This is a genomic window from Acinetobacter pittii ATCC 19004 = CIP 70.29 (genome assembly GCF_000369045.1).
Classification (GTDB): Bacteria; Pseudomonadota; Gammaproteobacteria; order Pseudomonadales; family Moraxellaceae; genus Acinetobacter; species Acinetobacter pittii.
The window spans coordinates 323,163-344,384 of sequence record NZ_KB849789.1 but is presented as its reverse complement, the minus strand read 5'-3'; the positions used below and the strand labels follow the sequence as shown (position 1 = coordinate 344,384).

15 protein-coding genes are annotated in these 21,222 nt (G+C 39.6%); 6 read left to right on the top strand and 9 right to left on the bottom strand.

The features are described 5' to 3' along the window. Nucleotides 1–3 precede the first annotated feature (3 nt). Entirely contained in the window at nt 4–1,338 is a 1,335-nt protein-coding gene (dsdA, locus tag F928_RS12055) for a D-serine ammonia-lyase (protein WP_005075455.1), read from the bottom strand. Nucleotides 1,339–1,503: 165 nt separating this feature from the next. Next, complete coding sequence (pitA, locus tag F928_RS12050) at nt 1,504–3,135, bottom strand: inorganic phosphate transporter (protein ID WP_005075453.1); 1,632 nt, start codon at nt 3,133–3,135, stop codon at nt 1,504–1,506. 462 nt (nt 3,136–3,597) lie between these two features. On the opposite strand from pitA, the gene metH reads away from it, so the two are divergent. The 3 genes from metH (at nt 3,598) to F928_RS12035 (ending at nt 9,204) form a co-directional block, all read left to right on the top strand. Then, a complete protein-coding gene (gene metH, locus F928_RS12045) occupies nt 3,598–7,284 on the top strand; it encodes a methionine synthase (RefSeq protein WP_005075451.1) in 3,687 nt (1,228 codons plus the stop codon). Between the two features lie 68 nt (nt 7,285–7,352). After that, nucleotides 7,353–8,780, top strand: coding sequence for a nucleoside phosphorylase-I family protein (locus F928_RS12040; protein WP_005075449.1), 1,428 nt, complete (start codon nt 7,353–7,355; stop codon nt 8,778–8,780). 220 nt (nt 8,781–9,000) lie between these two features. Further along, nucleotides 9,001–9,204 carry a hypothetical protein gene (locus F928_RS12035; protein WP_005075447.1) on the top strand — a complete coding sequence of 68 codons (204 nt, stop codon included), beginning with the start codon at nt 9,001–9,003 and terminating at the stop codon, nt 9,202–9,204. A gap of 9 nt (nt 9,205–9,213) precedes the next feature. On the opposite strand, the gene F928_RS12030 is transcribed toward F928_RS12035, so the two are convergent. After that, on the bottom strand, nt 9,214–9,660 hold the full coding sequence (locus F928_RS12030; protein WP_005075445.1) for a hypothetical protein: 447 nt from the start codon (nt 9,658–9,660) through the stop codon (nt 9,214–9,216). A gap of 192 nt (nt 9,661–9,852) precedes the next feature. Here F928_RS12030 and mro point away from each other — a divergent pair, with 192 nt between their 5' ends. After that, nucleotides 9,853–10,998 (top strand): aldose epimerase family protein, encoded by a 1,146-nt coding sequence (gene mro / locus F928_RS12025; RefSeq protein ID WP_005075444.1) that lies wholly within the window; start codon nt 9,853–9,855, stop codon nt 10,996–10,998. A 66-nt stretch (nt 10,999–11,064) separates the two neighbouring features. On the opposite strand, the gene fsr is transcribed toward mro, so the two are convergent. Further along, entirely contained in the window at nt 11,065–12,285 is a 1,221-nt protein-coding gene (gene fsr, locus F928_RS12020; protein ID WP_005075442.1) for an MFS transporter, read from the bottom strand. Nucleotides 12,286–12,391: 106 nt separating this feature from the next. Here fsr and F928_RS12015 point away from each other — a divergent pair, with 106 nt between their 5' ends. After that, a complete protein-coding gene (locus tag F928_RS12015; protein ID WP_005075440.1) occupies nt 12,392–13,180 on the top strand; it encodes an AraC family transcriptional regulator in 789 nt (262 codons plus the stop codon). Here the strand turns inward: F928_RS12015 and glsA are convergent. Together glsA and def are read right to left on the bottom strand one after the other, a co-directional pair. Further along, nucleotides 13,147–14,469 (bottom strand): glutaminase, encoded by a 1,323-nt coding sequence (gene glsA / locus F928_RS12010; protein WP_002060167.1) that lies wholly within the window; start codon nt 14,467–14,469, stop codon nt 13,147–13,149. The two genes, F928_RS12015 and glsA, sit on opposite strands and share 34 nt — an antisense overlap. A gap of 178 nt (nt 14,470–14,647) precedes the next feature. Continuing rightward, nucleotides 14,648–15,130, bottom strand: a complete 483-nt coding sequence (gene def / locus F928_RS12005) for a peptide deformylase (protein WP_005075435.1) — start codon at nt 15,128–15,130, stop codon at nt 14,648–14,650. A gap of 234 nt (nt 15,131–15,364) precedes the next feature. Between def and proP the strand changes: the two genes are divergently transcribed. After that, complete coding sequence (gene proP, locus F928_RS12000) at nt 15,365–16,663, top strand: MFS transporter (RefSeq protein ID WP_005075433.1); 1,299 nt, start codon at nt 15,365–15,367, stop codon at nt 16,661–16,663. A gap of 57 nt (nt 16,664–16,720) precedes the next feature. Here the strand turns inward: proP and F928_RS11995 are convergent, their stop codons facing one another. From F928_RS11995 to F928_RS11985, 3 genes are all read right to left on the bottom strand, one after another. Continuing rightward, entirely contained in the window at nt 16,721–17,917 is a 1,197-nt protein-coding gene (locus F928_RS11995) for a hypothetical protein (protein ID WP_005075431.1), read from the bottom strand. A 155-nt stretch (nt 17,918–18,072) separates the two neighbouring features. Next, nucleotides 18,073–19,713 carry a thiamine pyrophosphate-binding protein gene (locus F928_RS11990; RefSeq protein WP_005075428.1) on the bottom strand — a complete coding sequence of 547 codons (1,641 nt, stop codon included), beginning with the start codon at nt 19,711–19,713 and terminating at the stop codon, nt 18,073–18,075. A gap of 38 nt (nt 19,714–19,751) precedes the next feature. After that, the gene (locus tag F928_RS11985) at nt 19,752–21,218 is read right to left on the bottom strand and encodes an aldehyde dehydrogenase (protein WP_005075425.1); all 1,467 of its coding nucleotides are present in this window, start codon (nt 21,216–21,218) and stop codon (nt 19,752–19,754) included. Between the last annotated feature and the right edge of the window lie 4 nt (nt 21,219–21,222).

The following is a 21,222-nucleotide window of genomic DNA, read 5'->3' as shown; positions in this document are numbered from 1 at the left end:
TCTTTATTTATATTGAAAGTGTGATAGATATTTTTGCATTTCATCAGGAGGCACCATGCCACCCCCGGTAGCCCATATTACATGATTTGCTTGCTGTAACTGCTCAGGTGTTAACTGGTGTAAAGCCAAGTAATCAAGACTCGTCTGAACATAATACGGTCCCATCATGCCTGCTACCGCAGAAGGCTCAAGTTGAATATTCTCAGTTTGATTTAAAAGCGCAATAAGCTCATATAAACGTTCATCATGAATGGTGTAGTAGCCATCGATTAATTGTTGCATAGCACGCCCGACAAAACCTGAAGCACGCCCTACCGCAAGCCCGTCTGCCGCAGTAACGTTATCAATGCCAATGTCATTGACTGAAATCTGATCATGCAAACCTGTGTGGACACCAAGTAACATACATGGTGAATGTGTTGGCTCTGCAAAGATACAATGTACATGTTCACCAAAAGCCAGTTTTAGTCCAAAACTCACCCCACCAGGCCCACCACCGACGCCACACGGCAAATAAACAAACAATGGGTGTTCAGCATCGACTTTAATTTGTTTTTGCTCAAATTGCTGTTTTAGGCGTATTCCTGCAACGGCATAACCTAAAAATAATGTGGTTGAATTTTCATCATCAATGAAAAAGCAGTGTGGATCTTGCTCTGCGGCTTTTCGTCCTTCTTCAACAGCTACGCCGTAATCACTCGCATATTCTACAACGTTGACGCCAAGTGAACGTAGTTCGTCTTTTTTCCACTGTCTAGCATCAGCCGACATATGAACAGTGACTCTAAAGCCGAGTTTGGCGCTCATAATGCCTATAGAAAGCCCAAGGTTACCTGTAGAACCTACTGCTATTTGATACTTAGAAAAGAATGCTCTAAATGAATCTTGATCTAATTTACTATAATCATCTTCTGGTTTGAGTAACCCTGCCTGCATGGCAAGTTTTTCAGCATGTGTGAGCACTTCATAAATGCCACCACGTGCTTTGATAGAGCCTGAAATAGGTAGATGACTATCCTTTTTCAGCCAGAATCTACCATTAAGCTGTACTTGTTTTGCTGAAGAAAGTGCTTGTTGCATATGAGCAATTTCAACAATATCTGATTCAATTTTTCCATGTTGTGCTTGAGTTTCAGGAAATACTTTTGCCAAATAAGGTGCGAAACGCACTAGTCTTGCTTCTGCTTCACTTACGTCCTTAGCGGTTAGTCCAACTTTTTCTAAAGCTTCTTTTAAAGGATAGCGATGAGGTGTAAACCAAAATGTTTCTTGATAGGCTTGAAGTGTTTCAATAAGTGGAAATTGTTGTTTTAGCTGATCTATTTGAACCGCATTCATAATATATCCTGATATAAAATTTTAAGCCCAGCCTATAAAGCTGTTTGATGGCCTATAACAACTTATTAATTTATAGATGAATGTACATGAAAAATAGTCTCAACTTTAAAAACTAAACAAATAAAAAAGCCACTGTGAACAGTGGCTTTAATTTTTTAAATGCGTTTATACAAACTGTAAGAATAACCAGTACAAACCACCTGACAAGCAGATTGTTGCAGGAAGAGTAAATACCCATGCAGAGAGAATTGTCTTCACGGTATTAAAGTTTAAACCTGATTTATTCGCGACCATCGTACCCGCAACAGCACTGTTTAAAACGTGTGTTGTTGAAACTGGCATACCTAAACCATCAGCAGCTGCAATTGTACTCATTGCAACAAGCTCAGCAGACATCCCTTGACCATAAGTCATGTGATGCTTACCAATACGCTCACCTACAGTCACAACGATACGTTTCCAACCCACCATTGTGCCTAGACCAAGTGCTAAAGCAACAGCTACTTTTACCCAAGTCGGAATGTATTGTAAGAATGAATCTAAGCTACTACGGTATTCTTTCACAAGTTTTTCTTGTGATTGATCCATTTTTGGTAAAGCATCTGCTTTATCCAAACGCTTAAACGTCGTGGTGCTTAAATACATATCATTACGAATTTCACTAATTGCAGTTTCAGGAATATCTTTTAAGTTGTTATAGCTAGAAACTCGCTCACCCAAGTGATCAGTCATACTTGCCAATGCAGGCACGACTTCTGGAGTTTGCTGTTTAGTTTGAATATATTTAGTCAGAATAACACGTGCTTTTTCATCGGTTAATTCTGGCTGATTTTGCTTCAACAATACGGCAGTTTGAGAAGAAAGCTGATGGAATGATTGAACTTGCTGAGTATCAAGATTTTTATTTAATGAATAAGCCAACGGCACCAGACCAACCAAAATCAGCATGATGAGTCCCATACCCTTTTGACCGTCATTAGAACCATGTGCAAAACTCACACCTGTACAGGTAAAGATCAAGATTGCACGAATGATTGCTGGTGGTGGTTTATTCCCTTCAGGTGGCTGGAATAATTCTAATTGGCGTTTAAAAATAGTTTTAACCAACAAGAATACAATCGCTGCAAAAGCGAAACCAATTAAAGGTGAAAATAATAATGCCTTACCGACTTTAATCACCTGATCCATATCAACACCACTGGTCGTTACGCCAGTCGATGCACTCAATAGATGGTTCATAATGCCCACACCCAAGATTGAACCAATCAAGGTATGAGAGCTAGAAGCAGGAATACCCAAGAACCAAGTACCTAAGTTCCAGAGAATTGCAGCAATAAGCAATGCAAAAACCATTGCGAAACCTGCACCACTACCCATATTCATGATCAATTCAACAGGCAATAATGCAATAATGCCGTAAGCGACTGCGCCGCTTGCAACCATTACCCCAAGGAAATTACAAAAACCAGCCCACATGACTGCAACCGGTGCAGGTAAAGCATTGGTGTAAATTACTGTTGCCACTGCATTTGCAGTATCGTGGAAGCCATTTACAAACTCAAAGCCTAAAGCAATCAAGAGTGCAGTTGATAAAAGAATAACTGAATAAAGACTCAAAGGTGGTACATGCGCTAAATCAGCACTCACCTGAAATCCAATATAAATAAGTGTTGCAACAATAATCGTCAGAAACACCGGCATAAAAAATTTAGGTGTCGGGACATGTACATTCGTCGATTTGACTTGCAGGTTTGCCGCAAGTTTTGAATCCGAAACAGGGGGTAGATTAGAATTCATGCAGACGGTAAGAGGATAAAAAAATCCTCTGTATTCTTAAATTAAATTATGACAATTATATGACAAAGCGGCGCCTGATGAAGTCAATTTTTCACATTTTGACCTCATTTGATGCACCTTTCCTCTATGATTTTTATTTTTTTATTTAAATACAATAATTTACATAAATCCCCACCCATCTATTTTATGACTATTTTTGAAGCAAAAATATCTAAAAAATTACCTAAACGTCTACTTTTTAAACACCACAACTGTCATAAAACCGAATATTGGAGATGAAATATTTCAATATCATGATCATTTTATGAATATTTGATGAAAAAACACCCTCTTTTTGTTCGAAAACACTTTTTTTTACGACTAATTTACGGTGAATGGTGGGTCGTCATAGATCATCTATTGCGCAACTATTCTGTTACAATAGCGCCGCATTTTTAAATTCGTACAATATCGGGGTTTTATATGTCCACGCTTGCCACCCTAAAAGCGCTTCTTGCCAAACGTATTCTGATTATTGATGGTGCAATGGGTACCATGATTCAGCGCCATAAATTGGAAGAAGCAGACTACCGTGGTGAGCGTTTTGCCGATTGGGCACATGACTTAAAAGGTAACAATGACCTTTTGGTTCTGACCCAGCCTCAAATCATTCAAGGTATTCATGAAGCTTATCTTGATGCGGGTGCAGATATTATTGAAACCAACAGCTTTAACGGCACGCGTGTTTCTATGTCTGATTACCACATGGAAGATCTTGTTCCAGAGATTAACCGTGAAGCAGCACGTTTAGCTAAAGCAGCTTGTGAGAAGTATTCGACTCCAGATAAACCGCGTTTTGTAGCAGGTGTACTTGGACCAACATCGCGTACTTGTTCCATTTCACCGAATGTAAATGACCCTGCCTTTCGTAACATCACTTTTGATGAGCTAAAAGAAAACTATATTGAAGCGACACATGCGCTGATTGAAGGCGGTGCAGATATCATTTTGATTGAAACCGTATTTGATACATTAAACTGTAAAGCTGCAATTTTTGCGGTTAAAGAAGTCTTTAAACAAATTGGTCGTGAATTACCAATCATGATTTCAGGGACCATTACTGATGCATCGGGTCGTACCTTAACAGGTCAAACTGCGGAAGCGTTCTGGAACTCTGTACGTCATGGTGACTTACTATCGATTGGTTTTAACTGTGCGCTTGGTGCAGATGCCATGCGTCCTCACGTAAAAACCATTTCCGATGTAGCAGATACCTTTGTTTCAGCGCACCCAAATGCGGGCTTACCAAATGCTTTTGGTGAATATGATGAAACGCCAGAACAAACTGCAGCATTCTTAAAAGAATTTGCAGAAAGCGGCTTAATTAATATTACTGGTGGTTGCTGTGGTACAACACCAGACCATATCCGCGCGATTGCCAATGCGGTAAAAGATATTGCGCCTCGTCAAGTTCCTGAAACTGTACCTGCATGTCGTTTGAGTGGTTTAGAACCATTTAATATTTATGATGACTCACTTTTCGTGAACGTGGGTGAACGTACTAACGTTACAGGTTCGAAAAAATTCTTACGCTTAATCCGTGAAGAAAACTTTGCTGAAGCTTTAGAAGTTGCACAGCAACAAGTTGAAGCTGGCGCACAGATTATTGACATTAACATGGATGAAGGGATGCTCGATTCGCAAAATGCGATGGTGCATTTCTTAAATCTTGTGGCTTCTGAACCAGATATTTCACGTGTGCCAATCATGATTGACTCATCAAAATGGGAAATCATTGAAGCTGGCTTAAAATGCGTACAAGGTAAACCCGTTGTTAACTCGATTTCTTTAAAAGAAGGTTATGACGAGTTTGTAGAAAAAGCTCGCCTGTGCCGTCAATATGGTGCCGCAATTATTGTCATGGCATTTGACGAAACAGGTCAGGCTGACACTGCTGCACGTAAGCGTGAAATCTGTAAACGCTCATATGATATTTTGGTTAACGATGTAGGCTTCCCTGCTGAAGATATTATTTTTGACCCGAACGTGTTTGCAGTTGCAACAGGGATTGAAGAACACAATAACTATGGCGTCGACTTTATTGAGGCCACAGGTTGGATTAAACAAAACTTACCTCACGCCATGATTTCTGGTGGTGTATCGAACGTTTCGTTCTCGTTCCGTGGTAACGAGCCTGTTCGTGAAGCCATTCACTCTGTGTTCTTGTACCATGCCATCAAGCAAGGCATGACCATGGGTATTGTGAATGCCGGCCAAATGGCAATTTATGATGATATTCCAGCCGAGCTAAAAGAAGCTGTGGAAGATGTCATCTTAAACCAAAACCAAGGTGAATCTGGTCAAGCTGCGACTGAGAAACTGCTTGAAGTAGCTGAAAAATACCGCGGACAAGGCGGTGCTACAAAAGAAGCCGAGAATCTAGAATGGCGTAATGAGTCAGTCGAAAAACGTCTTGAATATGCTTTGGTCAAAGGTATTACCACTTATATTGATGAAGATACCGAAGAAGCTCGTCTCAAAGCCAAACGTCCTTTAGATGTAATCGAAGGCGCTTTGATGGACGGTATGAACGTGGTTGGTGACTTGTTCGGTTCGGGCAAAATGTTCTTACCACAGGTTGTGAAATCTGCACGTGTTATGAAGCAAGCTGTGGCTTGGCTCAACCCGTACATTGAAGCTGAAAAAACAGGTAGCCAATCTAAAGGTAAAGTCCTGATGGCAACTGTTAAGGGCGACGTACACGATATTGGTAAAAATATCGTAGGCGTGGTACTCGGCTGTAATGGTTATGACATTGTTGACCTTGGAGTAATGGTCCCTTGCGAGAAAATCTTACAAACTGCAATTGATGAAAAATGTGACATCATCGGCTTGTCAGGTCTAATTACTCCATCTTTAGATGAAATGGTATTTGTTGCGAAAGAAATGCAACGCAAAGGCTTTAATATTCCTTTATTAATTGGTGGTGCGACTACTTCTAAAGCCCACACAGCAGTAAAAATTGACCCTCAGTACCAAAACGATGCTGTGATTTATGTTGCCGATGCTTCACGTGCTGTTGGTGTAGCGACAACCTTGCTTTCGAAAGAAATGCGTGGTGCATTTATTGAAGAGCATCGTGCTGAATATGCCAAAATTCGTGAGCGTTTAGCCAACAAACAACCAAAAGCGGCCAAACTGACTTATAAAGAGTCGGTTGAAAATGGTTTTAAAATTGATGAAAGCTATGTGCCACCAAAACCAAATCTTTTGGGAACACAAGTTTTAAAGAATTATCCGCTTGCTACACTCGTGGATTATTTTGACTGGACGCCATTCTTTATTTCTTGGAGTTTAACTGGCAAATTCCCGAAAATTTTAGAGGATGAAGTGGTCGGCGAAGCAGCAACTGACTTGTACAACCAAGCACAAGCAATGTTGAAAGATATTATCGACAACAACCGTTTTGATGCTCGTGCTGTTTTTGGTATGTTCCCTGCTCAGCGTACAGATGCAGATACCGTCAGCGTATTTGATGAAGCTGGTCAAAATGTTACGCATACTTTTGAGCACTTACGTCAGCAATCTGACAAAGTGACAGGTAAACCGAACTTGTCTTTAGCAGATTACATTCGTGCTGACCGCGAGCAGCAAGACTACTTGGGCGGATTCACTGTATCGATTTTTGGTGCAGAAGAACTGGCCAATGAATACAAAGCCAAAGGTGATGACTACTCTGCAATTTTAGTGCAGTCATTAGCTGACCGTTTTGCTGAAGCCTTTGCAGAACATTTACATGAACGTATTCGTAAAGAGTTCTGGGGCTATAAAGCGGATGAGCAGCTCAGCAATGAAGAACTGATTAAAGAGAAATACGTCGGTATTCGCCCTGCACCAGGTTATCCTGCTTGCCCTGAGCACTCTGAAAAAGCAGTGTTGTTTGACTGGTTAGGTTCAACTGACAAAATCGGTACTCAACTGACTGAGCACTTTGCAATGATGCCACCATCATCAGTGAGTGGTTTCTATTATTCTCATCCACAAAGTGAATACTTTAACGTAGGTAAAATCTCTCAAGACCAACTTGAAGATTATGCAAAACGTAAAGATTGGACATTGGATGAAGCAAAGCGTTGGTTAGTGCCGAATTTAGATGATTCGATTGCTTAAATATTCTAAAAAAATAGCACAGTAGCTTTTTAAGAAGCTACTGTTTTTATAACTAATCAAGTACCATTATGCATACACTTCCAGATTTAGACCAAAACTATATTTTAATTGCTACCTCTAATAGTAAAGAAAAAAATGCTATCCGTTCAAAATTAAAATATAAAAAAAGAATTCAACTCCAGCCTGAGTTAAATGTATGTGTTGGGATAATTGAAAATTTTTTTGTGATTCATCTTCATGGAAGTAGTGGAGGATCAACAGATAACTCTATCGGAAAAATTTTAAATTATTGCTTATTACGTAATATGCTCCCCAAACCATCAATCATTTTTTTAGTCGGTTTCTGCTGGGGAAATCCCCGTGTTGTTGAATTAAAAGACACTATCATTTGTACTGAAATAGAATCATCAAACCAAACACGATTCTATACAAACAATACAGAATTTAGATCACAAAACATACAAAGCATATTAAATATGCCGAGTTATTTTGAAGAACTTTTAGGTGAATATCCAACATTAAAAAATAAAAGACTTATTAGTTTTGATTGTTTTTTATCAAATACCGAACAGCGGAATTTATTAATATCATCAAGACCGGATATAGGTGGTGGAGAAATGGAGGGATGGGCTTTTATTAGTAGTTTAAACCCAATGCCATGGTTAATATTAAAATCAGTTTCTGATTTAGGTGATAACTCCACAACTCGCGAAGAACAAGAAGAATGTGCACACCTTTCTGCTAATTATATTAGTGTCATAACAAAACATTTATTAAAAGAAAATACTATAAGTATCGAATTATTTGAACAAAGACCTGATTTTATTAATTTCTTAATGGATAATGAAATAAAAATATCATCTTCCGAACTTCCATCTGATAAATATTCTTTAAATGATTATCTCAACAAATACATACATCCATTATTAAAAGCAAAAATGGATAATTATGACTACATACAACATGACAGTAATTTAGTGAAGTATTTCTGTATACTTATTTTAGAAATGATTCAAAACTCGATCATTCATGGAAAATCACAGGAAATTTCCATTTTATTTAATTACAACATTATAAAATATAAAGATAATTGCTCATATCATGATCCAAATATATCAACTGAAAATGATGGTGGTGGAAAAAATGCTTGGAGATATATTAAAAAAAACTATGTAGAAAATAATATTATTACATATGATTATAAAGAAAATAAATATCAGTTTAAATTCAACAATATTGAAAGTTTGGATGCCATAAGCAACGAATGTAAAATAGACTATAATCTTCCAATTCAGCCAAGTAATAGTTGTTTTATATCTCTAATCGATTTGAGCAAATACTCTATGGGATCAATAAATCCACACTTAATAATTATTTGCAAAAAACAATTAGAAGATGGAAAATATATTTATATTAAAGTAAACAATGAAATCCAAATATCAATATTTCAAGAATTAAAGATTCAATTCCCAGAAAAAGTTAGATTTTTTTTCTAGAAATAAAAAATCTGAACAATTTTAAATATTAATTAATTAAAAATACTAAATAAATTACTCTAAAAAAGAAATTCATTTTCAATTATCGGTCATATTACTACATAAATCACCGATGGAAGTTTTAAGCACGTGTTATGAGGTTGCCTCTTATTTTTTAAATATTCTTTTAAGAGTCTTGGCATAATATCTTTCAGAGAATAACAATGTACGAAACATCATCATGAACACAACTCAACTCTTTCTCGGCGTAATCTTTAGTTCAATTGGACTCGGCTATTTTCTCTATGGGAAAAAGCAAAAAATGACTGTACCTTTTACTGTGGGTTTAATTTTAATGATTTTCCCTTATTTTATTGAAAGTAATGTCTTGCTTAGTGGCATTGGTACTCTACTATCTATTATTCCCTATTTTTTACGTTTTTAGAGCCATTTCTTAAAGGATTTGAACTTCCTCAACTCTTAGGTGATGCATCATCTCTCGAACAAATACAAAGTAGGTAAAAACATAAAGCTGATTTGGAGCCATTTGATTTGTGTAGTAGCTCAAACGCTCAATAAAATCATTAAATCCATGCCCAAGCTCAATACGGCTGATTTGCTTTTTAGCACTAAAAAATAACTGACTGAGGTGTGTCATAGCAGCATCAGACGTAACAGCTACCCCACTTATATTTAAATTTCTGAGGGGCTTTGACTCGATGATTTCTTCAATAAAATAAATCATCTTTTCGATAGCGAGTTCATCAATAACACCATCACTGACACTTTTTGAATTAACAAAACCTAAGCCCTGTTCAAGGTAAATGTGTTGGCTGTCTACGTCAAATGATAGACCATTGAGACCAAGCGAAAATTTTAAAACCGAGTCGGGATGATTCATAAAAATAGCTTACCGTGGAATTTTGCTCATAAGATTAATTTCTTTATAAGCCTAAATTGAACCAATTTTTCCAATATTTAACATTCACTGCTCGATTATTATTAACACTACATATAATAAAAACCTCTTTAAAAAGATGAAAAATCAATCTTATATTCATCCAGTCTTACTATTAAAAAATAGAGTATAAACATGAAAAAATTAGTAATTTTAGGTATTACGATTTATAGCTTTGCACAACTTACCAATGCAGCCACATTAAATGTAAAACTATATGGTACGACTCACGACGGTCAAAAAGTTGATTTATACACCATGAGCAATAACAAAGGAGTCTCGGTATCTTTTATTAGCTTCGGTGGTGTAATTACACAAATCTTGACTCCCGATGCCCAAGGCAAACAAAATAATATTGTTTTGGGCTTTGATGATCTAAAAGGCTATGAAGTCACTGATACCAAGGAAGGTATTCATTTTGGTGGTTTGATTGGCCGTTATGCGAACCGGATTGGTAATGCTAAATTTAGCTTAGATGGGAAAACGTATAACCTCGAAAAAAATAATGGCCCAAACTCATTACATAGCGGCAATCCTGGTTTTGATAAACGTGTTTGGCAAGTTAAACCCCTCATTTCTAAAGGTGAAACTGTTAAAGCTTCTCTGAAGTTAACCAGTCCAAATGGTGATCAAGGTTTTCCCGGAAAGTTAGATGTGGAAGTAATCTACAGTCTTTCAGATCAAAATGAATTTAAGATTGAATATAAAGCCAAAACTGATCAGCCTACAGTCATCAACCTCACCAACCACAGTTATTTCAACTTATCAGGCGCTGGGAACAATCCTTATGGCGTGCTAGATCATGTGGTACAACTCAATGCAGACCGTATATTGGTAACCGATCAAAACTCTTTACCAACAGGTGAAATTGCTTCAGTTGCAGGTACACCTTTTGATTTTCGAACGCCTAAAGCAATCGTAAAAGATATCCGAGCAAATAATCAGCAATTGGCCTATGGATATGGCTATGACCAAACTTGGGTAATTAATCAAAAGACTCAAGGGAAACTCAATCTTGCAGCTATTGTGGTTGACCCAAAATCTAAACGGACCATGCAGGTTTTAACCACTGAACCAAGCGTCCAAATGTATACAGCCAATCATTTATTAGGAAATATTGTTGGCGCAAATGGCGTACTCTATCGACAAGCAGACGCACTAGCATTAGAAACACAGCATTTTCCAGACAGCCCGAATCAACCGGCTTTCCCATCTACACGTTTGAACCCAAATCAAACTTATAACAGTGTCACCGTATTTAAGTTTGGTGTTCAAAAATAGTCTTTTAATTAGAAATATATTTGACTAAAAAGACTCTCAGCTGAATATGGCTGAGAGTCTTTTTATTTATTTAACTTTTGTGTTAGGTAAAAATGCGGTTGCAAAACCAAGTAATGGCAACAATGAACATAAACCAAATACCCATTCAATGCCGTTAATATCAGCTAAATGTCCTAACCCAGCTGCGGCAATACCACTTACCCCAAACATCAGACCAAACATTAAACCTGCAATCATACCCACACGGCCCGGAACGGCTTCTTGTGCGTAAACTACCATCGCTGCAAAAGCAGATGACAACACCAAACCTGCAATAATTGAGAAAACTGTTGTCCAAAATAAGTTTGCATACGGCATCATTAATGCAAACGGTGCCATACCAATAAATGAAACCCAGATCACTGCTTTACGGCCAATTTTGTCACCAATTGGGCCGCCTGCAAATGTACCTAAAGCAACGGCTGCCAAGAAGGCAAACAAATGCAACTGAGCTGTTTGAATACTGATATGGAACTTTTGAATTAAGTAAAAGGTAAAGTAGTTACTAATGCTAGCAATGTAGGTAAATTTAGCAAACATCAATACACTAATTGTGCTCAAAGCAATAATGAGCTTACGACCATGCAATTTAGTATGTGCTTGAGTTGCACGTGCAGCTACCTGATTTTTAGCATGGCTCACAGTCCAACGGCTTACACCAAATAAAACCCAAATCGCCAAAAGTGCAAATATCACTAAGCCGGCAACTGCATGCTGTCCAAATGGGACAATGAGTAAAGCTGCTAATAATGGACCAATGGCAGTACCTGTGTTTCCGCCTACTTGGAAAGTCGACTGAGCCGTACCAAAGCGCCCGCCCGATGCCATTCGCGCCACCCGTGAAGCCTCTGGATGAAAGGTTGCAGACCCCACCCCAATAAGCGCAGATGCACATAACAACACAGCAAAACTTGGTGAAAATGCTAACAAGATAATGCCGCAGAATGTGACAACCATTCCGAGTGGTAGAAGATATGGTTTTGGATGTTTATCGGTATAAAGTCCAATCCAAGGCTGTAGCAGTGAACCTGTAATCTGGTATACAAACGAGATTAGGCCAACCTCCGCAAAACTCAGCGAAAAGTTTGCTTTTAGCATTGGATAGATGGCTGGTAGCACCGCCTGAATTAAATCATTCAGTAAATGTGCGACTGCCACGGCGCCTACAATTTTAATAATCATTCCTTGAGGCTGATCATTTGCAACGGTATTGGCAATACCATCTTTCAATTGTATTGAAGACGTCATACCTGAAAAACTCCAATATTTTTAAATGAGATGCTTATTGTAAATTGTCGCTTATAAAGTTATCTTCCAATAATCATCGTATAAGTGACAATTTTTAGGATAGTTTATGTCCGATTCTCTTATTCAGTCTGATTTGTCTGAACTTGTGATTGGGCTATCTTCTGAGCATTCTTACCGAGAAATCACGCCTACCCATACGCATACACGTGCGCAGTTTTTATATGCCTCTACTGGAACTATTCAGGTTTTCACTCCTAATCATGTGTGGATTGTGCCACCCATGTGCGCGTTATGGATTCCAGCACATGTAGAGCACAGCGTGATTTCACTGAGTCATGTTAAGTTAAATACGGCATTGGTTGAAGTAAATGCAGCAGCTTTAATGGGACAACATTGTTTTATTATTCGGGTAAGCAATCTGTTGCATGAGCTTTTGATTCGTTTAAATGAAATTGAACGAGAAGACACTCCAAATACAGCAACCTCTCAAGAGCTTTCCCGTTCTTTACAAATTTTGATTTTTGAAGAAATTCATCGAGCCAATTTGTTGCCCATTCAGATTCCGTGGCCGAAAGACAAAAGACTCTTAAAAATTTGCCAAGAGTTATTACATACGCCTGACAGTTCAAAAGATTTAACAGATTGGGCTGATGATATTGGTGCGAGTTCTAGAACCCTAATGCGTATGTTCCAAAAAGAAACTGGGCTGTCATATCGGGCATGGTTACAACAAATGCATATTGCACTTGCCTTAAGTAAAATCGCGAATGGTGAATCTATTGCTCAAATTTCAGAGTCACTGGGGTATACAAACCCCAGCGCGTTCAGTGCGATGTTTAAGCGACATCTAGGAAAAACACCTCAGCAGTTTAGAAGTGCCGCGATGTCGCTATAAGTCTTTTTTTTTGCAGGTAGGTCATGCTTTTCGAGCAAATCATCGAAATCATGATAGACATGCAGTTCTCGATCTTTACCAGTTCTGGCATGGTCTAAGCGCTGTTCAGGGTCGACTAAAACAAGAGTATGGCCGTCATCAATCAGACGATCTACGCCTTCTAAAAACATACGTTTACCCACATCGTGGATAAGTGAAATCTGGGTTAAATCAATAACGATCGTGCTTTGGTCAGTTGTCTCGTCTTGTAAAATACGCAACAACATTTCAGCTTCGGTAAATTTCAATACGCCCCGAAGCACATACACACTTAATGATGCATCTTTTCCTGTACGGTAATGACTTTGTACAATGGTCTGGGCAGAAGGTGTACCTTCCATGAGATGTAATCCCATGTCACGAGATAATCGTTCTAAAATATCGATACCTCGAACACTATGACCATGCTCATCTAGTCGAGGTGAAAAAGCAGCAATACTGACCTGCCCCGGTAGCACACCCAAGATACCGCCTGCTACACCACTTTTAGCAGGAATACCTACAGTTGAAAGCCAGTCACCCGCTGCATCGTACATACCACAGCTCATCATGACACTGAGGACTTGTCTAACTACAGATCGATTCAATAGGCGCTTTCCAGTTCTAGGATCGACCCCGCCATTAGCAAGTACACTGCCCATACGTACCAAGTCTTTAACTGTAACCATGATCGCACATTGACGAATGTAACCATTCACAATATCGACAGGGTCAGTTTCCAAAATCCCCACCGTACGCAACATATAACCGATCGAAAGATTACGGTAGGCTGTTTTGACTTCCGAATCATAAACAGACTCATCAAAACTTAATTCACGACCAGCAAGCTCGCTCATAAAACGGCGTAGAATTTCTGCGCTATGTAAACCATGCTTGACCTGAATCAAGGAATGTACAGTAATTGCGCCAGAGTTGATCATCGGGTTTTTCGGACGTCCGTCTTTACCTAATGAAATTTCATTAAAGGCTTCACCAGAAGGCTCTACCCCTACTTTCGCAAGTACTGCATCAATGCCAAGCTGTTGTAAAACATAGGCATATACAAAAGGTTTAGAAATTGATTGTATGGTGAATTCAACATCATCATCGCCGACCGAATAAATTTCACCATCTACCGTAGACATTGCTAAAGCTAATCGATTTGGGTTTGCATTTGCCAACTCAGGAATATAATCGGCGAGATGACCGCTGTTATCGATGTCACAGGCTTCTATAACATTTGCCAAATAATCTGGGAGAGGGGTTTGCATGGTCAGTAACCTTAAATGAGGAGATTTACAACATCGCGCAAAATTTCAGCACAACCTGCTGATAATATTAAAATTATATCTTTTGTAATGATTTAAATATCACGCTATAAGTATTGTAATTCCGATGACTTACCCTTTTCAAGCTCATTATAGGTTTTTCAAAACTTTAAACTGAAGATTAGCTTATTCTTTCTACAAACAATATCCCATTTAAATGATCAACCTCATGTTGAACAATGCGAGCTGGAAAACCATGAAAAATTGTTTCCACCGTCTCGCCCTGAAGTGTTAAGTATTTAACCTTAACCATTTCGGCACGTTCCACTTGTCCACGTTCGTCTGGCACACTTAAGCAGCCTTCTTCACCTAAACAAACTTCGTCTGAGAACTCTAAAATTTCAGGATTCACCATTACTACCGCATCCATTTCAGGTGCATCGGGATAGCGTGGGTTTGGTCGAGACGCCACAATAATGACGCGTTTAGAGATATAAACTTGCGGTGCAGCAATCCCTACTCCATTACGTTCGAGCATTGTCGCATGCATAGCGTCAGCAAGCTGATAAAGCCAATTACTGTTTAACTCATTTGCCGAGACGGGAGCCGCAATCAATTTCAAAATATCTTCACCACGCTTCGCGACAGGTAAAACTACACTCATCCTTTGACTCTCTCATTAAACTGGCTATAACAAGTTTTATTGTGTCGCTGAACAAACCAAAAGAAAAGCCATTCCTACATCTGTTTTTGTTTTATCTAAAGCGTTTTTTGTTTTAAAGCTTTTTGATCAGAGCAAGTCCAATCGACGTTGCTATATAGAACAAATTTCCTCCATTTACTTTTACTTCACTTTTCCATTAATATCCAAACTTCAATTACAACAATTAAGTAAAAAATGGATCAGGAATTAACTTTGCAGGATGCGAACTATCTTAATAAAGAAGATAAACGAACCCTCGCCCTTTCTTCATTGGGTGGAGCTTTAGAGTTTTATGATTTTGTGATTTATGTATTTTACGCCAAAATCATTTCCGACCTCTTTTTCCCCAGCACACTTAGTCCGTTTTGGGCCATGCTCAATACTTACGGCATTTTTGCAGCAGGTTACTTTTTTAGGCCCTTAGGCGGGGTCGTCATGGCCCATTTTGGTGACTTGGTCGGGCGCAAAAAGTTATTTTCACTTTCTATTTTACTGATGGCACTGCCTACCCTGTTTATCGGGATTTTGCCGACCTTTGAAAATATTGGGTATTTGGCACCGCTACTTTTATTGCTTATGCGAGTGGTGCAAGGTATTGCAATTGGGGGGGAAATTCCAGCCGCGTGGACATTTGTGTCTGAACATGTACCTGAAAGAAAAATTGGGCTGGCAAATGGGTTACTCACCGCTGGGCTGTCTTTAGGAATTTTATTAGGCGCGCTCATGTCTTTATGGATTTCACTGAATTTTAGTGAAGGACAAATCCATGACTGGGCATGGCGTATTCCTTTCATTGCAGGTGGTATTTTTGGTTTGGTTGCACTTTATTTACGGACTTATTTAAAAGAAACGCCTGTGTTTAAAGCCATACAGGCTCGTAAAGAAATTTCAAAAGAAATGCCTGTAAAACAAGTCTTAAAAACGCATAAAACAGCTGTTGCAATTGGCATGTTGTTTACATGGTTTTTAACAGGCTGTGTGGTAGTAGTGATTTTAGCCATGCCAAATTTATTAACTGGTACGTTTGGCTTTGAGCGCGCACAGACTTTTGAAATGCAAAGTGCAGCCATTGTCATGCAAATGGTGGGCTGTATTTTAGCAGGCTATTTTGCTGACCGTTTTGGCTGTGGCAAAGTCATGATGTTCGGTGCGCTTGCCGTTGCACTTACAGCAGCAGTTTTTTATAACAGTTTAGGACATGCCGCCCATTCAACCATTTTTGGTTTATATATGTTGTTGGGTCTATGCTCTGGTACTGTCGGCATGGTGTCGAGCAGTATGGTTAAAATGTTCCCCGCGCCTGTGCGTTTCTCGGGCATTTCATTTTCTTATAATTTGTCATATGCGATTGTTGGCGGTATGACCCTGCCTTTAGTGCATTGGCTCAGTCAATATAGTGATATTGGTGCGATGTATTATATTTTCGCGCTGACTATTTTAGCCTTTGTGACTGCTTTTGTATTTTGGAATAAGTTTGAAAAAAACAGATATTAAAAGCTTTAACCTATGAAAAAACCACGCTGATCGCGTGGTTTTTTATTGCTGCTTACTTTAGAAAGTAAAGCCGATATTAAAGTTAATACGGTATAGCCATTTATCACTGTTTGGCGAGGTTGCAGAGGTATAACCTGTTGAATTGGTTGCCCCACCAATAATGTTGGAGTTTTTACCCCACGTATAATCCGCCCAAACCATAAATGGTGAAGCAATAAACATCATCCCTGTGGTATTCATTTGCGAATCTGACCAATCATCACGTTTTTTATCGAGATAACTATAGTCATTATAAAACTTAATGGCTTTTAGCTTGCCCATATTGGTCACAGGCAACGTATAGGCAAGGTTTAAACTGGCAATCGTACCTTCCGAAGCAATGAAATAAGCAGGCGTAAGGCCATTCGCTCCCATCAAAGTCATATCACTATTTACACCATCCGGATTTTTAGCATCGTACTGATAGTGAATGACCGAACTTTGTAAGTTAAAGCGCTTATAATTGTTTTCGGTATGCAAACCAACAGCATAATATTTGCCGTCTTTATCGGTAATATCATTATGCAACTGGGCAATTGCACCTGATACACCAAACTCTTGTTTACCGAAATCAGTTTCTAACTTGCGAACAATACGGGTATTCACCTGATTGCGTTTTTCATTTTGATAGGCTTTTTGAGATGGAAATGCATTTCCTGCCAAGTCATCATAAGTTGCACTCTCTGGTGAATAACGCAAATTCGTCTCTAACATTTGCGGGTAATAACCGAGTTTTAAATCCCAATCTTTGTCGTGATAATTCCAGTTAATCCCCGGTGCAATATTGTTGCCATAACCTAAAAAGAATGGGATGTGATAGGTCCAGCCATTTTGCGGATAAGGATAAATCGTAAAAGGTTTATAAACCAAACCTGCTTCAATGCTGTTATTGGCATCTAGGTTATAGCCGACATATGCTTTTTCAATGGACGTTTTCTGTTGGTCTTGAAACATATAACTGGCATTGATGTAGGCATCATCAAATTTACCTTTTAGATCGACCCTGAAAATATCAAAATGGAGCTTACCAAAGCCACGGTTCGGTCCTTCCCAATCTTCATAGCGCTGATTTAACCGAACTACCCCACCTAACTTTAATGAATCCGTGCCGTCATCACTTTTCCATTCAAGCAATGAATCTTTTGCAAATACATTGACGCTTACCCCCAGCGTAAGCAGTGCAATGAATGCCATGATCAATGAAGTCTTTTTCATCTCTACATCCTTGATTGAGTTCCAGCGTCCTGCTGGAACTTTATTTGTTTTACCTGTAAAACTTCGTTTTTATTGTTTTTTAGATAAAAAAATTTATCTAAAAAAAGGATGGCTTAGCAGCTCCCATCGCATATGTACTAAACCATCCAAACTGGTTAATACAGTTTCTTTTGCGGTGGACCCGCGAAGTTTAATGGTCCAATCGAGTTCATATCGAGCTCAATCACGGTTGGTCCTTCAAAAGCGACTGCCTCTTGAATAACCGTTTTAAACTCATCTGCACTACCCACTTTCCAGCTTTTCACACCCATTGATTCGCCAAGGAGTTTGTAGTCAGGTGTATGTAATTCATTGAAATACTGACGACCACCAAAGTAGTTATTTTGAATGCCACGCATTACGCCATAGCCACCGTCATTCATAATCATTAAGACCATGTTGGTGTTTTCTTGCACCATAGTTGCAATTTCACCAATGCCAAGCATTAAGCCGCCATCCCCGACTAAACCAATTACTTTTTTGTCAGGGTTAGCAACCGAAGCACCAATTGCTGTTGCAAGACCTAAACCAATTGCACCCGCAAGTGAGTGGATGTTTTGGTTTGGTGCCTGTACAGGGAATAAACGACTGCCCCATGTACTACCCGACATGGTGATGTCACGTACAAAAATGCCGTCTTGAGGTAAAGCTGCACGCAAGTGATCACAAATTAATGCGTACTGGTCGATTTGTTTACGCAGTGCATCAATTGCAGCTTGTTTAGCAGCCACAACAGCAGCATCGTAATCGGCATCAACTTTTGAAGTTCCTTGAAGCTGCTCCAAAACACGTGTTAAGACATCTTTAGCATCGCCACAAATGAAGTTGCGGATTTTGTAATTACGTTGCTGAGCTACTGGGTTGGCATCTACCTGAATAATGTTTTCAGGAAATTCAACCGAATAAGTTTTTGTTTCATTACTACGTAAACGAGAACCCACGACTACCATTAAGTCAGCATCTTTTAATAACTGCTCAACACCCGCCGAGTTATGGAACGCACCTAAACTACGTGGATGATCATCTGCCAACACCCCACGAGCATGAGTCGATGAAACAACCGGAATACCTAAATCTGCAATTGCTTTAACTTCAGCAACACTATTTAAAGTTCCACCACCAATCCAGAAAATCGGACGTTTTGCTTTTTTGATTTCGCTTACAAGAAGATCAATTTCAGCTTGCTCTGCCTGTGGCAACTCAAGTGCTTTCACTGGCCCAAGATTAAGTGGCAAATCAATTTCTGCTGCTTGTACATCAATTGGTAACTCAACACTAACCGGTCCCATTGGAACTGTAGTTGCTACACGGATGGCTTCACGAATCACGCCAACGGCATTGTCTGGGCTGGTAATACGGAACGCCGCTTTGCTCGATGCACGCAAGAATGTAAGTTGGTCTTTGGTTTCATGGATGAAGCTTGCATCACGGTCGAGATATTCACGCTCAACTTGACCCGTTAAATGCAATACAGGGCTACCCGCATTCATTGCTTCAATCAGTGAACCTACGGCATTACCTGCCCCAGCACCTGTACTGGTCAACGCTACACCTAGGCCTTTAAAGCGTGAGTGTGCATCTGCCATGGTAACTGCGCCAGCCTCACCACGGGCTGCAACAAAGCGCATTCTTTCACGGCGCCCTACCGCATCTGCAATAGGTAAATTGTGGATGGAAATAACACCATAAATACTATCAACTTGGTGCGCTTCTAAAACTCTTGCGATTGCTTCGCCTACATTTACACGTTCAGTCATGTCTGTTCCTCAAAATTTGTTTTCAGTCCTTGAATTTATTAATCGCACCAAGGGTTAGGCTGTTCATTCAGCCCCATATAAATACTTTTTTGTTGCATGTACGATAAAATGCCCAAACGGCCTTTCTCGCGCCCAATTCCACTGTCTTTAAAGCCACCAAACGGCGCACTAATCGAGAATTTTTTATAGGTATTAATCCATACCGTTCCCACTTCTAATGCACGTGCAATACGCCAAGCTTTGCGATAGCTTTCAGTCCAGATGCCTGCGGCAAGGCCAAAACAACTGTCATTGGCTTGGGCAATTAAATCTTGCTCGTTGTCATATTTCATAACAACTAAAACAGGGCCAAAAATTTCTTCTTGACAGGTTTGAGCACTGTTATTTAAGCCCGTGATAATGGTTGGTAAGTAATAGCTTCCTTCGGCATAGTCACCAGTGGTAAGTGCCTCTCCACCAATCAGAACTTGACCACCTTCGCTTTTAGCAAGCTGCACATAGCGGTCGACGGACTGCAAATGTTTGTCATTGACCAGTGGCCCTAAATGCACTCCAGCTTGTTCCGGATGGCCCACACGTAAGCCTTTGGTAATTTCAACCAAACGCGTTAAAAACTGATCGTAAAGACTGCTATGAATAAACAAGCGAGAACCTGCGATACACGCTTGGCCTGCCGAGCTAAAAATACCGTACGCGACACCTTTAGCCGCCAGTTCGACATCCGCATCCGGCAAAACGATGGTTGGTGACTTACCACCTAACTCAAGCGAAGTAGTAATCAGTTTATCTGCGGCAATGTGTGCCAAATGACGACCTGTGGTTGTTCCACCTGTAAAAGAAATTTTACGAACCAATGGGTGCTGAGCAATTGCATCACCAATGATAGAACCACGTCCCACTAACACACTAAGTAAGCCTTTTGGTAAGCCAGCTTCTTCAAAAATTTTGGCAAGCTCTAAAGCAATCAGTGAAGTCGCTTCTGCTGGTTTTAACACCACGGCATTTCCTGCTGCCAAAGCAGGAGCAAGCTTTTGAACCTCACTCGCAATTGGAGAGTTCCAAGGGGTAATAGCTGCTACAACACCTACAGGTTCATGCACACTCATGGTCATAAAGTCTGGAGCACGTTGAGTAGTTAACTCATCATTTAGCGTTTCACATGCCGCAGCAACATAACGTGCGGTTGCCGCCGCGCTCATCACCAAACCACGAGTTTCGGTTAAAGGCTTCCCATTATCGCGGGTTTGCAGTTTTGATAATTCATCTACACGCGCTTCAATAATGTCTGCAACTTTATAGAGAATACGTGCACGCTCATGCGGCAAGCTGTTTCTCCAGCTGGGTTGACGCCAAGCCTGATCCGCTTTTTCAATTGCTTCATTTACATCTTCAAGCGTTGCTGTTGAAAGCTCAGCGTTTACCGACTGATCTGCCGGAAACAGGCTTTGAATGACTGCACCACGGCCTAAACGCCATTCACCTGCAATATAAATTTCCTTTGCCATGATC

Excerpts from the sequence above, each read along its gene's own strand:
- F928_RS11985 (WP_005075425.1), bottom strand. The coding sequence starts at position 21,218 with ATGGCAAAGGAAATTTATATTGCAGGTGAATGGCGTTTAGGCCGTGGT.
- def (WP_005075435.1), bottom strand. The coding sequence starts at position 15,130 with ATGAGTGTAGTTTTACCTGTCGCGAAGCGTGGTGAAGATATTTTGAAA.
- glsA (WP_002060167.1), bottom strand. The coding sequence starts at position 14,469 with ATGCAAACCCCTCTCCCAGATTATTTGGCAAATGTTATAGAAGCCTGT.
- F928_RS12035 (WP_005075447.1), top strand. The coding sequence starts at position 9,001 with ATGAACACAACTCAACTCTTTCTCGGCGTAATCTTTAGTTCAATTGGA.
- F928_RS12015 (WP_005075440.1), top strand. The coding sequence starts at position 12,392 with ATGTCCGATTCTCTTATTCAGTCTGATTTGTCTGAACTTGTGATTGGG.
- dsdA (WP_005075455.1), bottom strand. The coding sequence starts at position 1,338 with ATGAATGCGGTTCAAATAGATCAGCTAAAACAACAATTTCCACTTATT.
- mro (WP_005075444.1), top strand. The coding sequence starts at position 9,853 with ATGAAAAAATTAGTAATTTTAGGTATTACGATTTATAGCTTTGCACAA.
- metH (WP_005075451.1), top strand. The coding sequence starts at position 3,598 with ATGTCCACGCTTGCCACCCTAAAAGCGCTTCTTGCCAAACGTATTCTG.
- pitA (WP_005075453.1), bottom strand. The coding sequence starts at position 3,135 with ATGAATTCTAATCTACCCCCTGTTTCGGATTCAAAACTTGCGGCAAAC.
- F928_RS12040 (WP_005075449.1), top strand. The coding sequence starts at position 7,353 with ATGCATACACTTCCAGATTTAGACCAAAACTATATTTTAATTGCTACC.
- fsr (WP_005075442.1), bottom strand. The coding sequence starts at position 12,285 with ATGACGTCTTCAATACAATTGAAAGATGGTATTGCCAATACCGTTGCA.
- F928_RS11995 (WP_005075431.1), bottom strand. The coding sequence starts at position 17,917 with ATGAAAAAGACTTCATTGATCATGGCATTCATTGCACTGCTTACGCTG.
- F928_RS11990 (WP_005075428.1), bottom strand. The coding sequence starts at position 19,713 with ATGACTGAACGTGTAAATGTAGGCGAAGCAATCGCAAGAGTTTTAGAA.
- F928_RS12030 (WP_005075445.1), bottom strand. The coding sequence starts at position 9,660 with ATGAATCATCCCGACTCGGTTTTAAAATTTTCGCTTGGTCTCAATGGT.
- proP (WP_005075433.1), top strand. The coding sequence starts at position 15,365 with ATGGATCAGGAATTAACTTTGCAGGATGCGAACTATCTTAATAAAGAA.